The organism is Frigoribacterium sp. CFBP 8759, from assembly GCF_014841655.1.
Classification (GTDB): domain Bacteria; phylum Actinomycetota; class Actinomycetes; order Actinomycetales; family Microbacteriaceae; genus Frigoribacterium.
Map to the genome: position 1 here is coordinate 991,895 of NZ_JACYUH010000002.1, position 14,180 is coordinate 1,006,074.

Here is a 14,180-nt window from a genome sequence, read left to right on the forward strand (position 1 = left end):
GCGGGGCTAGCCTCCCCGGCATGAGGACGCTCACGTACTCCATCAACGTCACGCTCGACGGCTGCATCGACCACCGTGAGGGCCGACCGGATGCCGAGGTCCACCAGCTTGCGACGGAGGCTCTCGCCCAGGCCGACGGTCTGCTGCTGGGGCGGGTCACCTACGAGCTGATGGAGCAGTCCTGGCGTCCGCCCGCCTCGGAGGCGTTCCCCGACTGGATGCAGCCCTTCGCGCGAACCATCCACGAGATCCCCAAGTACGTGGCGTCGACGACGGTCGAGAGCGTCGACTGGAACGCCGAGCTGCTCGCCGGTGACGTGCGCGAGGCGGTGCGCGAGCTGAAGAGCCGTCCCGGGGGCCCGCTCCGTCTCGGAGGTTCCACCTTCGCCACCGACGTCGTCGGCTGGGGCCTGGTCGATGAGTACGAGTTCACCGTCTACCCCTGGGTCGCCGGCCACGGCCCCTACCTGCTCGCCGGCCTCCCCCGCCCCCTCGACCTCACCCCGACGGCCCGCTATGACCTCGCCTCCGGCGCCGTCGCGACGACGTACCGTCCGCGCCCTTGACACCTCGGTACAGTCGCATTTATCGATGCCGTGAACTTAAAAGGGGGCGCGATTCACTTGATCCCCGCGACAGGACCAGACTCCAAGACCATTGCGTCGTCGCGCAGACCCTTGCGGTCCTCGCACGTTGACAGATGAGGGCCAACTGCGTGAGTGCTAGCTGCCTGGGGCATGCCCGACGACACAGGAAGCAGGCCCCTCCCCCGAGCATCCTTTGCTGACAAATTTCGAGAGGGGCGACCTACGCAGTCGGTGTCTCCCCAAACCTGGCCCATGCTGCCTCCGCCACCATCGCGTCGTGACTGAAGTAAGGATGCTCCCGATGTATGTTGCACTATCTGTGTGCCGCTCGAAGGTTCTCCAGCTCATCGCCGCCTCCGTCGCGACGAGGGATGATGTGGTCAACAGCCGGGGAAAGATCGTCGTGAACGTGAGCGTCTCGAGCGATAGGCAGCTGACAAATCTGGCACGTCCAGGCATCCCGCTTCAGCACAGCGATGTGATTGTGGGAAAACTTCGGGCTGCTACGCGGAGAAGCGCCGTTCGCACTTTCTCTTAGCCCGACACTTTCACCTCGGGAACGCGCGCAATCGAAACAGGGACATTCAGTCGACCGTCCCGAAGAGTCGAGATGACCTCGCCGACAAGTCTCATGCGCTGCAGCGAACCTGAAACCCCTGGACTCCGCCTCAGCCCGCAACTCGGGCGTGAAGTAGACGAGAAGCCGGTCGGCGTCTTTTGATCCGCAGAATGGACAAAAGCCCGAGATCGCGACGCGATAAAGCAATGAGCAGTCGTTCGAACAGTACGACCGGTTTCGGTTGTGAGTACTTACCGTGACACCACAGCCCTTGCAGATCAGATCCTGCAATGGTCGCTTCTGACGGGTCATAGGCACGAGCTCTAGCGTGCAAGCTGGACGGCGCGCGTACTGCCAGGCGCTGGAAGCGTGCCCGGCGAAACACCGACGATGCTTTCGATGGTTTGGACCGAGCTAGCAAGCTCTCCGCGGAGGTCCATGAGTGCGAATTGCCAGCGCTCGGGCTCAAAGTCCATCCGGTCTTTGTACTCCACGCACGACAGGACCATGCGCTGCAGCTCGTCGCGCAGATCGTCATTCGGTCGAATCTCATCACGCACTGCCGAAATGCGCTCTTTCGCCGACTGAACGCTGGAGAAGCACCGTTCGGCGTCGACTCCGCCGTCCCCTTCAAAGGGATCGATGGGCTCAAAGGCCCGACGAGACGCGAGATCGTCGGCCAAATTATGGACGAGCTGTCTGTTCCTGCGCTTCTGATCATTTTTGAAGGTCGCCAGTCCAGTGCCTACGGCGAGGGCCGCACTGATCAGAGCGACGGTGAGATCGGGGATGAAAGAGGTCCAGTTCATGTCGCCATGCTGGCAGTAAATGACACACGCTCAGAACTGCGACATCGGGATCGTCAATTTCGACGTTAGTCGACCAGCGTTGGGTCGGGCAGAATCACAAACACGATCAAGGGGGATGCAATGCAGGTGACGATCAACGCGTCGACGTACGAGCTGACGAAAAAGGGCATCGAAGTCGACTTGGCTTCGCGCACCCCGGAACCGGTGACCACCTACTGGGTCGACGTTGCAGGTCGACGGTTCCCGGTCAAACAGGTCTTGTCGGCCGCAACCGGGCTCACCAACCGCGACTTCGACTCGGGAAGAGCCCAGTCCGTCCTTCGACGTCTCGGCTTCGACGTCCAGAGCTCAGCTCCCGGCGCCCGCGGTCGCGTCCCCGGTTCGACGCGCAGCTTCGCCGGCGTCGAGTGGGGCCTCGCCACCTCGCCTGACGATTACGAGGAGGCCCCTTCTGGCAAGCTCCACCTGCCCGGGTGCGCGCACGGTGTCGGAACACCCGTCCGCACGTGGTCGCCTGACGAGACCCTTTCGGCCTGGCGGAACGCCCCCGACGTCGAGCTCCGTTCACAGACCGACCCCGGCTGGTGTTCCGATTGCGCCGCCATTCGCGGGACGAGAGACCCGGCCTCGCCCGCGACGCCCGAAGACAAGCCCGTCCGGACCGGCCGCGCCGAACGGCATGCCATCTCCGAAGCCGCCCGCCTGGTGCTCGGGCCCGGCTTGCGCGGTGAGGGCTCTGTCTTCGACAGCGGTGTTGTCACATGGACCGCCGAGACGGCCCGCTCCCTCGACCGTGCCATGGACGCAGCCTCGACTGACGGCACGTTCCGCGACCGGCTCGTCCGACAGCTCGCGGGCCAGCCCCGCGCCGTCGTCCTGCTCGCCGCCGAACTCTGCTTCGTCCAGCGCCTCCCTCTCGTCAACGTCCTCCCGCAGACCAAGCGGCGACTGCTTCAGGACATCCTCGATGCCCTCGATGACACGCCGTCGGTGCCCGAGCAGGTCGTCGACGCCCTCCACACGCTCGGCGTCTTCAACGGCGGGCAGGGCTTCAACCAGCAGATACCCCAGCACGTGCAGTGGCTCTGCCGCTTCATCGTGCTCTGGGACGATCTCGCCGAGGACGCCCGAGAAGAGGCACTCGACGATCCGTGGGCGTTCCGCGCTCGAGCCTTGGAAGTCGGCGACGACGGCGCTCCGATCCGCAATTCGCTCCTCGCCCTGGTCTGGCCGACCTACTTCGAGCGCATCGTCTCGGCAGCCGACAAACAGTCAATCCACGAGGCCTTCGGCGCGGCCCTCAATGATTCCACTGGTGACGTCGACCGCGACCTGCTCGCCCTCCGTGACCGCCTCGACCCCGACGGTCATCTCGACATCGACTGGTACGCGTCACCCTGGCGTGACGAGTGGCGTGCACCCAAGGCGGTCGTCGAACGCCACGGCTGGGCCGTTCCCGCCGCCATCCCCGGCCGCCCCTTGGTCGCGCCGTCTCTCGATTTCGACCCGGGCGAGGCTGTCGATCGCCGATCGATCCGCGATGCTGCCCTCCGCGCTGGAGCAGGTCGGCGACCAATCGAGGACGTCCTGTCTCAGGTCGACGCCGCTACCACCTTCTACGTGACCATGCGGTCCGGAGACCAGGTGTTCGTGAACCAGGACCAGTCCGTCCACGTCGGTGTCATCGGTGACCTCACCTCAGAAGGCGAGCGCCCCGTCGACTGGTGGCCGCCCGTCGCAGAAGCCGACGTGCCCCACGCTGTTCTCGACCTCCTGGCGAGCAACTCCACCATCTCGGACGCCCACTACTTGATGCACGATCCCACTCCCGCTGACATAGTCGCTCTCCCCGAGGCCACACCAGAGTTTGCCGCCCGCCTCCACTACGACCGCCCCTGGCTCACCGACGTCATCGACCTCCTCGACGAACGCCGGCAGCTCATCTTCTTCGGCCCTCCCGGCACGGGCAAGACCTACCTCGCGCGGGCGCTGGCCGACTTCGTCGCCCCTAGTGGCGCCACGAAGATCGTGCAGTTCCACCCGTCGTACTCCTACGAAGATTTCTTCGAGGGCTTCCGTCCCACCGTCGACGACAACGGCACCGCCACGTTCCGGCTCGCCCCCGGCCCCGTTCGTCTCCTTGCCGATGCGGCCGCAGCCAACCCCTCGGTGCCCCACGTCCTGATCATCGACGAGATCAACCGGGCCAACATCGCCAAGGTCTTCGGCGAGCTCTACCTCCTACTCGAGTACCGAGACGCGAAGGTCTCGCTGCAGTACTCCCCCGAAGACGACTTCCGCCTCCCCGAGAACCTGTTCGTCATCGGCACCATGAACACCGCTGACCGATCGATCTCACTCGTCGACGCAGCGATCCGCCGCCGGTTCGCCTTCGTCGAACTGCACCCCGCCGAAGAGCCCGTCCGCGGCCTCATCGACCGATGGTCCACCGCCCAGCATCACGACGTCAGCCGCGGAGCGCTACTTCGTCAGCTCAACGACCGCATCGGCGACACCGATCGCGACTTCCAGATCGGCCCGTCGTATCTGATGGGCGCATCAGCGCGAACCGCGCGCGGCCTTCTACGCATCTGGGAGCACGACATCCTGCCCCTCCTCGACGAGCACTACTACGGCCGCATGTCCCGCGCCGAGGTGCGGGCACGGTTCGGTCTCGCCGCCCTCGAGCCCGGCGTCGTCGACGCGGGCGGCGCCCTCGAGGTCGGTGACGATTTCCCCGAGACGACACCCCGATGACGCGCCTCGACCTCCGCGAGAACGGGGGCTGGTCACCCGCCCCCTTCGACCTCGAGGTCATCGAGCGCGCCTGTGACACGGGCCTGCTCGAGTCCAAGATCACCTCGACCGGCCCGCAGGTGAAGCCCCAGCTCAACCGGGTCGGCTCCGTCGCAGTCGGCGGCCACGAGATCGTGGTCCAGCCCAAGGCACCGTTCTCGTCCGTCCTCTTCATGCTCGGCTACGCCGCAGATCCGGGATTCCGACCCGACGAGGTCGCTGGCACGGGTGCCGACATCTTCCCGGCCATCGCCGAGACCTACGCCCGTCTCATGGAGCGTGCCCTCGGCCGCGGAGTCCTCCAGGGCTACCGCCGTCTCGACGAGACCGCCGTCGCCATCCGCGGGCGCATCCGCTTCTCCGACCAGATGTCCCGCCGAGGCGGCCAGCTCCTCCCGGTCGAACTCACGGTCGACGAGTACACCGTCGACATTGCTGAGAACCAACTCCTGAGGGCAGCGGCCCGCGTCCTGCTCGCACTACCCCGAGTCACCAAGGAGGCGCGGCGTCGCCTGGTCCACCTCGAGTCCCGTCTCGTAGACGCCTCGCTGGTGCACCCTGGCGAGTCCCTGCCGTCGTGGCAGCCCACCCGCCTGAACGAGCGGTACCAACCAGCGGTGCGCTTCGCCGAGCTGATCCTCGCCCGTGTCGCGCCGTCGACGACCGCTGGCGGTGAGGCGGTCGCGTCGTTCGTGGTCAACATGGCCGAAGCGTTCGAGGGCTTCGTCACGGCGGCGCTGACGGAGTCGTTCGCCGCGGTCTCGACCGGCGTCAGCGTCGGCCAGTACCCGACGCACCTCGACTGTGAACGCGAACAGCCCATTCGCCCCGACTTCGTCCATCTCATCGGCGACGTCCCCGCCGTGGTGGTCGATGCCAAGTACAAGATCGGTTCACTCAGAGTTGAGGACCTGTACCAGATGCTCGCCTATTGCACCGTTTTGGGCCTGGATGAGGGCACACTCATCTACGTCGCCGATACGGCGGCCCTGCCAGGGCAACGCACGTCGATCGCACTTTCTACCGTGGTGGTTCAGTCGGTTCGTGTGAACGTGACCCTGGCTCCGCGAGACATGGTCGAGGTGCTCCGCCAGTTCGTACGATCGACGGCGGAACCTCGAGTGGCTTCATGCGAACCAGTCCACTGAACGACTGACACAGACTGTCCCCCGAATGGGGCTCATCGTCGAAAGCGGATACGTCAGTGAGCAGTTCTCGCGTCCCCTAGTCTCTTGAGAAACCGTCACAACAGGGGGACAACGATGGAGTTTGCCGAGCGACTCGCCGCACTTGCGCTGAAGGTCAAGAACCAGCGCGAAGCCATTCAGACCGAAGAAGCGACGAAGAACGCGTTCATCATGCCGTTCATCTCGACGATCCTCGGCTACGACGTCTTCAACCCACTTGAGGTGGTACCCGAGTTCACAGCCGACGTCGGCGTGAAGAAGGGCGAGAAGATCGACTACGCCATCATGCGCGACGGCGAAGTCCAGATTCTGATCGAGTGCAAGAAGTCGACCGAGCCCCTGCGAATCGAACATGCATCACAGCTGTTCCGCTACTTCGCCGTGACGAACGCTCGAATCGCCGTGTTGACGAACGGCGAGAGCTACCACTTCTACACGGATCTCGACAAGCCGAACCGCATGGACGACAAGCCATTCCTCGTGCTCGACCTGTCCGACATCGACGAGACGCTCCTCCCCGAGCTCAGCAAGCTGACGAAGGATGTCTTCGACCTCGACTCAGTCATCAGTGCGGCGGAGGAGCTGAAGTACGTCGGCCAGCTGAAGCGAGCCATAGCAGCCCAGTTCCGTGACCCCTCCGACGACTGGATCAAGTTCGTCACGACCCGCGTCTACGAGGGCTCGTTCACTCAGAAGGTCCGCGACCAATTCACGCCGCTCGTGGTCAAGGCATCGAAGCAGTTCCTGAACGACCAGGTGAACGACCGTCTGAAGACCGCGCTGGGCTCCCCTAATTTCCCGTCGATGCCGGCCGAAGCCCCCGCGGGCGCTGTGAGTAGCGAAGCCGTCGTCGAAGCCGACCTCGATCGGGACACCGAGACGGAGACCACCCTCGAAGAGCTCGAGGGCTACCAGATCGTCAAGGCAATCGCCTGCAGCGAGGTCAAGCCGGAGCGCATCGTGCACCGCGACGCGAAGTCCTACTTCGCCGTCCTGCTCGACGACAACAACCGCAAGCCGATCGCGCGCCTGCACTTCAACGGCAAGAAGCAGAAGTACCTCGGCGTCTTCGATGCGGAGAAAGTCGAAACCAAACACGCTATCGAGTCCCTCGACGGCATCTATGAACACGCGGATGCGATCCGCAGCGTCATCAAGTCCTACGCCTGAGCCCGAACCTCAAGCTGAAGCATCACACCGACCTGACCCGAACGGAATCGACTGTGACCACTGCACCAATCCTGCTTTTCCTGCACGGCGTAGGAAAAGGCGACAAAGATGACAACTGGCGAGTAACCCTCTCAAAAACTCTCGAACAGCTGGGCTATCCGGCTCTCGAGGATGCGCGGATCATCGCGCCCAAGTACGCGCATGCGTTGAAAGACTGGGACGTCAAGGAAGACATCCCAGACGTCACGCTCAAGGCTCCGGCTCGTGACGCGGCCCGCCAGAACCGCCGCGCGTTTGAGGCCCGAATGGGAGCAATCGAATCTCGACTAGGCAGGCACGAGCGTGGACAAGGCATTCCGGGACTCGATGCTGCAGTAGGTGTTGGGATCGCTGCACCCTTCTTTCAACAGGCTCACAACTACCTCACGAGACCACAGATCCGAGCCCAGGTCCTCAACCGGATTCTCGCTAGTTTGCCGGCATCGGGGCGACTCGTGATCGTAGGCCACAGCCTCGGATCGGTCATTGCGGCAGATCTTCTTCGGCGTCTGCCAGCTGGTCTCGAGGTCGCGGGAATGGTGACGATTGGCAGCCCCCTTGCCAACGGCGCCTTCGACGTCGACAAGTTGAAAGAGACCCTGCGGGAGCCACCGACCAGCTTGTCGTGGTGGGTCAATTTTTGGAATGTGTCTGACCCGATCGCTGCCCACCGCGGCCTCTCGTCCGTCATACCGTGGCTGGTCGACTTCAGAATCGAGACCACGAAGGACCTCATTCAGGGGCACCTCGCGAAGGAATACCTGCAATCGGAGGCAGTAGGGACGGCAATCGGTTTTGCTCTCCATGGATCGGCGTCCCGCGAAGTCTCGATTCGCGAGCTCGGCGTGGACGTGCCCCTCGATCCAGCCGAATCGCTTGTCATGTTGGCCCTTCGCTATGCCCATCTGATGAGACAGCAGCTGAAGGGCGACGAACTCGACAGGTTCACGGGAGCCTTGCGACGGGTTCAAGCCGATGCGGTCCAGGAAATTGTTGTTCGTAACCAGGAAGCAGGAAAATCGGTTCCGGGTGAAGTAACTCGGCTCGCCTTCGATGCGAGCGATATCACTGCACCGCTCGTTGAGCCGCTCCCGAGCCGTCACCGCACGAAGGAGGACGCAGTAGTGCTCCTTACGGTCCTGGCAGCAGAGAACGTCATTCGTCCCTATGAGATCGACCTACCTCGGGACAAATGGCAAGCGGCCATGAAGGACCTCACGGCCGAAATGGGACTCGGCTCCCAATATGGCCTGGACGTCTTCGAGGCAGCAAAGGAAGCCCGCACTGAACTGACTCCAGGACGTGGCGTCAACTGGATCAAGTGGGGTGCCTTGAGTGTCGGGGCCGCGGCCCTCGTCGTCGCGACGGGTGGGCTGGCGCTGGCTGCCGCGCCCGGTCTGGCTGGTGCCGCTGCGCTGACCAGCGCCTTGGCCACATTCGGCCCGGGCGGCATGATCGGTGGCCTCTTGACAGCGGGAACGCTCGTCTCCGCTGGCGGTGGAGGAATTGCCTACGGTCTCGCTGGCCAAGGAACGAGCGCAGACACGCTGGAGGCGGTGGTGGAGCGTCGGTTGGCGGCCACCATGCTTCGCCAACGGCAAAAACTAGAACCCGACCCTGCTGTCTGGGGCATCCTGACTCAGATCGAGCGCGAGGTGAGGCGCGAATACGAGCGGATGGACGAGTTCAGTGACGAGGCATCTCCCGGCATCAAGGAATTGAAGCGAAAGATCGTAACCGTGGAGCTGGCGCTGCGTTACCTCTCCGCCAAAGGACTCGAACCCGGCCTAAACCCCGATCGAGAGACGCCGTGACGGTTGTAAGGGCTACTTCGTGACCACAGGGAAATCGATTCGCCTCTTCCTCGTCGACGGAACCCCTGGCGGTCTCGTAACTGCCGAAATCATGAACTGGACGGGTCATGTCCTCGCCGGGCCCCGGAGTGACCTTGCCGCCCTGCTGCGCAGAGAAGATGCACACCGAACGGGTGTCTATCTCCTTGTAGGTGATGACCCGGAGAGGCTCGGAGGCGTCCAGATTTACATCGGAGAAGGTGACGATATCGGCGCGAGGTTGAGTGCCCATTCACGTGAGAAGGACTTCTGGCAGAGGTGCGTCATCGTGACGAGCAAAGACTCCAACCTCACGAAGGCGCACGCTAGGTACCTCGAGGCCCGACTCATCGACGGGGCACGCAATGCACAGCGGTCACATGTGACGAATGCGACCGCACCCACCCCCATCGCCCTCCCGGAAGCCGACGTTTCCGACATGGAGAGTTTTCTCTCACAGGTCGAGATCGTCCTGCCCGTTCTCGGTCTCAATGTGCTTCGGTCTACTCACCGAGCTGCACGCCCGCCGCTCAGCTCACCGGCCCTCTCGCCCGTCATCCCAGCCTTCACACTGAACCAACAGAAGGAGAGCCTCGTCGCCCACGCGATGGAAGTCGACGGAGAATTTACCGTTCTCACCGGTTCACAAGCGCGCACCAATCGCGTCGGCTCGAGCTCATACGACCGTCTGCGCGATCAACTTGAAGCCGACGGCACCATTAACGTCACAGACACTCCAGCGACTTTTACTCGTGACGTCGTATTCGCTAGCCCATCGGCTGCTGCGTCCGTAGTCACGGGACGAGCATCCAACGGTCGAGCAGCCTGGGTGGAGGCCAGGACAGGAATGACTTACGGTGACTGGCAGCTTCGGGACCTCTAGCTACGACGAACCGGCCTCGAGTCGAGATTCACTTCTTGTTATGGTCGGGCTGACAGGATTTGAACCTGCGACCCCTTGACCCCCAGTCAAGTGCGCTACCAAGCTGCGCCACAGCCCGAGAAAACCGTTGCTGAGCAACTGCCTTCTTGGTGTTGCCCCGACCGAGGCAACCCGACAAGCATAGCCGATCCAGCGACCTCCAAAGTCCACTCACAGCCGGCCCCTCGCACTGGGTACATGACGATCTCCCAGGATTCCGCATACATGAGTCATGATCTCCTTCGTGGGGATCTCGGACTGGACGCGCGGCGAGTACGAGCGACGCCTCACGCTCTGGAGCGAACTGGCCAAAGTCGGGAACGCCGAGGGCCTCACCCCGGCCGCCATCCGCGTCCTCGGCCTCTACAAAGGCCAAGCCGGCATCTTCTTCGACGGCACCGGCGACTGGACCAAAGGCTCACCCGGCCGCGTCGCCCTCACCCTGCAGCACACCGGTACGTCCTACGCCGACGACCTCACCGACGAGCACCTCGACTACCACTACCCGTCCACACAACGTCACGCCTCGTTCGACCGCAACGAGATCGAGTCGGTCAAGCGCGCCCAGAGCCTTGGCCTCCCGCTCTTTGTCGTGACCCCCAATGCCCTGCGCTCGACCCTCAAGGACGTCCGACTCGGCTACGTCGACACCTTCGACGACGATGCCGCCGTCTTCTACCTCTCCTTCGTCGAGTCCGTCCTCCCCCTCCCATCCGACGACGAGCTGCCCGCCTCAGAAGAAGAGGTCGACCTGTTCGGCGGCCTCCCCGAGCAAACCCTCCGACTCGTGCAGCAGCGTACCCAGCAGCGCCGCTTCAAGATCGACGTCTTAAACCGCTACGGCCCGACCTGCGCCCTGTGCGACATCACCGTCCCCCGACTCATCCAGGGTGCGCACCTCATCCCCAAGAGCATCGGCGGCGCCGACGAAGCTCTCAATGGCCTGCCGCTGTGCCTCAACCACCACGTCGCCTTCGACGCGTTCCTCTTGCGCCTCGAGCCGGACGGCAGCCGCATCACTTACGCGCCTGGCATCTCGAAGGCCGACCTGCAGGTCACCCGCGACGACCTCCTCCACCTGCCGGCGGCACCGTCCGCCTCAGCCCTCCGGAAGTTCTACCGAACGGATGCCGCGCTGGCGGCCTTCTCTACCTGGTCCTAGACCGAACGGAGTGTTTCGCCCCGTTACACCCCACGGGACGGCAGGCACCCCGCCCACCTACCGTCGTGACATGCCCACCTCGACGACCCGCGCCTCCTCGGCCCTGCCGATCCGTCTGCGCGGCATCGGGAAGCGCTTCGGCGAACGCCCCGTCCTCCACGCCCTCGACCTGGACGTGACGGCCGGCGAGATCATCGCCATCGTCGGCCCGTCCGGCTGCGGCAAGTCGACCCTGCTGCGCCAGGTGGGCGGCCTCGACCAGCCCGACTCCGGCACCGTCGACATCGACGCCTCCCCCACCCGACCCACCGACCAACGCTGCGCCATCGCCTTCCAGGAGCCGCGCCTCCTGCCCTGGCGCACCCTCCGCCAGAACGTCGAACTCGGCCTGCCGAAAGGTGAGCGAGGGAGCAAACCAGACAAGGGCGCCGGCCGGGCCCGCATCACCGAACTGCTCGACCTCGTCGGGCTCGGCAGCTCGGCCGGCCTCCGCCCCCGCCAGGTGTCCGGAGGCATGGCCCAACGCACCTCCCTCGCCCGCGCCCTCGCCCGGGCCCCCAAGGTGCTGCTGCTCGACGAGCCGTTCGGAGCCCTCGACGCCCTTACCCGCCTCCGCATGCACGACCTGCTGCTCGACATCCACCGCGCCGAGCCCACCACCGTCCTGCTCGTCACCCACGACGTCGACGAAGCCCTCTACCTCGCCGACCGCATCGTCGTCCTCGCCGACCTCTCGCGGCCGCGGTCGCAGCCCGCCGGCGCCACGGGCACGGCCGACACGGGCGCAGCCAACGCTGACGCAGCCGGCCCCACCGCAGGAGGCGCGGCGCACGCCCCCACCGCAGGAGGCGCCCCCAGCATCCAGCGCATCGTCACCGTGCCCGGCGACCGCCCCCGCGACCGCGACGACCCCGCCCTGGCCGAGCTGCGCCTCCAGCTGCTCGCCGACCTCGGCGTCCACCGCGTCCATGCCGGCAACTCGACCACCAGAACGCTGACCGCGACGGCCACCGCCGGACGCCCCCGTACCGAGACCGCACCCGAACCGACCCCCGCAGACCACCGCACCGCCCCCGACAGCACGGAGACGAACCGATGACCTTCCGCACCTCCCCCACCACCCGCACCCGCGCCTCCTGGGCCGGCGGTCTCGCTCTCGCCGCGGCGAGCGCCCTCCTCCTCACCGGCTGCGTCGCGGGTGAGGACGCCGGCACCGGCGCGGCCGACGCGGCAGGCGGCGCCGGGGCGAGCGACGGCGAGTGGTCGACCGACACGCTCGACATCGACTTCGCGACCTACAACCCGCTCAGCCTCGTCGTGAAGGACCAGGGCTACCTCGAGGACGCCCTCGGCAACGACGTCACCGTCAACTGGACCCAGTCGGCCGGCTCGAACAAGGCCAACGAGCTGCTGCGCGCCGGAGCGGTCGACGTCGGCTCGACCGCCGGCTCGGCCGCGCTGCTCGCCCGCTCGAACGGCTCCCCCATCAAGACGATCGACGTGTACTCGCAGCCCGAGTGGTCGGCGCTCGTCGTCCCGGGCGACTCGACCATCACCGACGTCGAGGGCCTCCGCGGCAAGACGATCGCGGCGACCACCGGCACCGACCCGTACTTCTTCCTGCTGCAGGCGCTCGACCAGGCCGGGCTCAGCGCCTCCGACGTGACGATCCAGAACCTGCAGCACGCCGACGGACGCGCCGCCCTCGAGAACGGCAGCGTCGATGCCTGGTCCGGGCTCGACCCGATCATGGCCGCCAGCGAGGCCGAGTCGGGCACCAAGCTGCTCTACCGCAACGTGGACTTCCTCAGCTACGGGTTCCTCAACGCGACCGAGTCGTTCCTCGAGGCGTCGCCCGACGTCGCGCAGGTCGTCGTCGACTCGTACGAGAAGGCCCGCGCCTGGGCGCTCGAGAACCCGGACGAGACCGCCGCGATCCTCGCGAAGGCCGCCGCGATCGACCCCGCCGTCGCCACCACGGTGATCGACCGCACCCACCTCGACATCGACCCCGCCCCCGGAGCCGACCAGCGCGCCGTCCTCGACACCGTCGGCCCGATCCTGGTCGAGTCGGGCGACGTCCCCTCGCAGGACGACGTCGACGCCGCCCTCGACTCGCTCTTCGACGACTCGTACGCGAAAGCCGCGTCCACCTCGTGAGCAGCACCCTGACCGCCACCCCCCGAACCGAGGAGGCGCGGGTCGCCGACGACGGACGCCGCGCCTCCTCGTCCGGGTCGCCCGCCCCGCGACGCCCGGGAACCCCGGGCGAGCCTGCTCCCCGCCGCCTGGCCCTGCTCGGGGTGCTCGTGCCGGCCGCCGTGCTCGCCGCCTGGGTGCTCGCCACCACCGTCGGCGGAGTGCCCTCGTACCGCCTGCCGTCCCCTGCGGACGTGGCGCGGGCAGGAGTCGACCTCGCCGCCACGGGTCAGCTCGGCCTCTACGTCGCCATCTCGGTGCAGCGGGTGCTGATCGGGTTCGTGGTCGGGTCCGTTATCGGGCTGGTCGTCGGCGCCGTCGTCGGGTTGTCGCAGGTGGGCGAGGCGTTGCTCGCGCCGTCGATCGCGGCCGTGCGGGCGGTGCCGTCGCTGGCCTGGGTGCCGTTGCTGATCCTGTACCTCGGCATCGGCGAGGACTCCAAGGTGACGTTGATCGCGATCGGTGCGGCGTTCCCGGTGTTCACCACGGTCGCGGGGTCGCTGCGGCACGTCGACCCGCAGCTCGTCGAGGCCGGACGCGCCTACGGCCTGCGGCGGGTGTCGCTCTTCACCCGGGTGCAGCTGCCGGCCGTGCTGCCGTCGCTCGTGTCGGGGCTGCGGCTCGCGCTGGCGCAGGCGTGGCTGTTCCTGGTCGCGGCCGAATTGATCGCATCGTCGATGGGCCTCGGCTTCCTGCTGACCGAGTCGCAGTCGAACGGACGCGTCGACCGGATCTTCCTCGCCATCGTCCTGCTGGCGCTGCTTGGGACGCTGAGCGACACCGTGCTGAACGTCGTGCAGCGCGTGGCGCTGCGGCGCTGGCGGTAGGCGGCGGGCGGCGGGCGGCGGGCGGCGGGCGGTCTGCCGTGCCGCCCGGGCATGACGCCAGGAAGTGGTCACTGCGCCAGGACTAAGCCTG

12 protein-coding genes and 1 tRNA gene are annotated in these 14,180 nt (G+C 65.9%); 10 read left to right on the forward strand and 3 right to left on the reverse strand.

The window, feature by feature from the left end:
* Nucleotides 1–20 precede the first annotated feature (20 nt).
* Nucleotides 21–566: a dihydrofolate reductase family protein gene (locus IFT79_RS09940; protein ID WP_192123878.1), complete on the forward strand. Its 546-nt coding sequence runs from the start codon at nucleotides 21–23 to the stop codon at nucleotides 564–566.
* A 334-nt stretch (nucleotides 567–900) separates the two neighbouring features.
* On the opposite strand, the gene IFT79_RS17065 is transcribed toward IFT79_RS09940, so the two are convergent.
* Together IFT79_RS17065 and IFT79_RS09950 are read right to left on the reverse strand one after the other, a co-directional pair.
* Nucleotides 901–1,458, reverse strand: a complete 558-nt coding sequence (locus tag IFT79_RS17065; RefSeq protein WP_446718857.1) for an HNH endonuclease — start codon at nucleotides 1,456–1,458, stop codon at nucleotides 901–903.
* An 11-nt stretch (nucleotides 1,459–1,469) separates the two neighbouring features.
* Complete coding sequence (locus tag IFT79_RS09950) at nucleotides 1,470–1,955, reverse strand: hypothetical protein (protein ID WP_192123882.1); 486 nt, start codon at nucleotides 1,953–1,955, stop codon at nucleotides 1,470–1,472.
* 798 nt (nucleotides 1,956–2,753) lie between these two features.
* On the opposite strand from IFT79_RS09950, the gene IFT79_RS09955 reads away from it, so the two are divergent.
* From IFT79_RS09955 to IFT79_RS16905, 5 genes are all read left to right on the forward strand, one after another.
* Entirely contained in the window at nucleotides 2,754–4,712 is a 1,959-nt protein-coding gene (locus IFT79_RS09955; RefSeq protein ID WP_192123884.1) for an McrB family protein, read from the forward strand.
* Entirely contained in the window at nucleotides 4,709–5,899 is a 1,191-nt protein-coding gene (locus IFT79_RS09960; RefSeq protein ID WP_192123887.1) for an McrC family protein, read from the forward strand. The genes IFT79_RS09955 and IFT79_RS09960 overlap by 4 nt, the downstream gene beginning before the upstream one ends.
* Before the next feature lie 114 nt (nucleotides 5,900–6,013).
* A complete protein-coding gene (locus IFT79_RS09965; RefSeq protein ID WP_192123889.1) occupies nucleotides 6,014–7,108 on the forward strand; it encodes a type I restriction endonuclease in 1,095 nt (364 codons plus the stop codon).
* Between the two features lie 53 nt (nucleotides 7,109–7,161).
* Nucleotides 7,162–8,961 (forward strand): alpha/beta hydrolase, encoded by a 1,800-nt coding sequence (locus IFT79_RS09970; protein WP_192123891.1) that lies wholly within the window; start codon nucleotides 7,162–7,164, stop codon nucleotides 8,959–8,961.
* Between the two features lie 19 nt (nucleotides 8,962–8,980).
* On the forward strand, nucleotides 8,981–9,862 hold the full coding sequence (locus tag IFT79_RS16905) for a DUF4357 domain-containing protein (protein ID WP_192123893.1): 882 nt from the start codon (nucleotides 8,981–8,983) through the stop codon (nucleotides 9,860–9,862).
* 41 nt (nucleotides 9,863–9,903) lie between these two features.
* On the opposite strand, the gene IFT79_RS09980 is transcribed toward IFT79_RS16905, so the two are convergent.
* Nucleotides 9,904–9,980 (reverse strand) — tRNA-Pro (locus IFT79_RS09980).
* Nucleotides 9,981–10,133: 153 nt separating this feature from the next.
* On the opposite strand from IFT79_RS09980, the gene IFT79_RS09985 reads away from it, so the two are divergent.
* From IFT79_RS09985 to IFT79_RS10000, 4 genes are all read left to right on the forward strand, one after another.
* Nucleotides 10,134–11,063 (forward strand): HNH endonuclease, encoded by a 930-nt coding sequence (locus tag IFT79_RS09985; RefSeq protein ID WP_192123895.1) that lies wholly within the window; start codon nucleotides 10,134–10,136, stop codon nucleotides 11,061–11,063.
* 70 nt (nucleotides 11,064–11,133) lie between these two features.
* Complete coding sequence (locus tag IFT79_RS09990; RefSeq protein ID WP_192123897.1) at nucleotides 11,134–12,162, forward strand: ABC transporter ATP-binding protein; 1,029 nt, start codon at nucleotides 11,134–11,136, stop codon at nucleotides 12,160–12,162.
* The gene (locus IFT79_RS09995; protein WP_192123899.1) at nucleotides 12,159–13,223 is read left to right on the forward strand and encodes an aliphatic sulfonate ABC transporter substrate-binding protein; all 1,065 of its coding nucleotides are present in this window, start codon (nucleotides 12,159–12,161) and stop codon (nucleotides 13,221–13,223) included. Before IFT79_RS09990 ends, IFT79_RS09995 begins: the two co-directional genes overlap by 4 nt.
* Nucleotides 13,220–14,089 carry an ABC transporter permease gene (locus IFT79_RS10000; protein WP_342211814.1) on the forward strand — a complete coding sequence of 290 codons (870 nt, stop codon included), beginning with the start codon at nucleotides 13,220–13,222 and terminating at the stop codon, nucleotides 14,087–14,089. The genes IFT79_RS09995 and IFT79_RS10000 overlap by 4 nt, the downstream gene beginning before the upstream one ends.
* The last annotated feature ends 91 nt before the right edge of the window (nucleotides 14,090–14,180 follow it).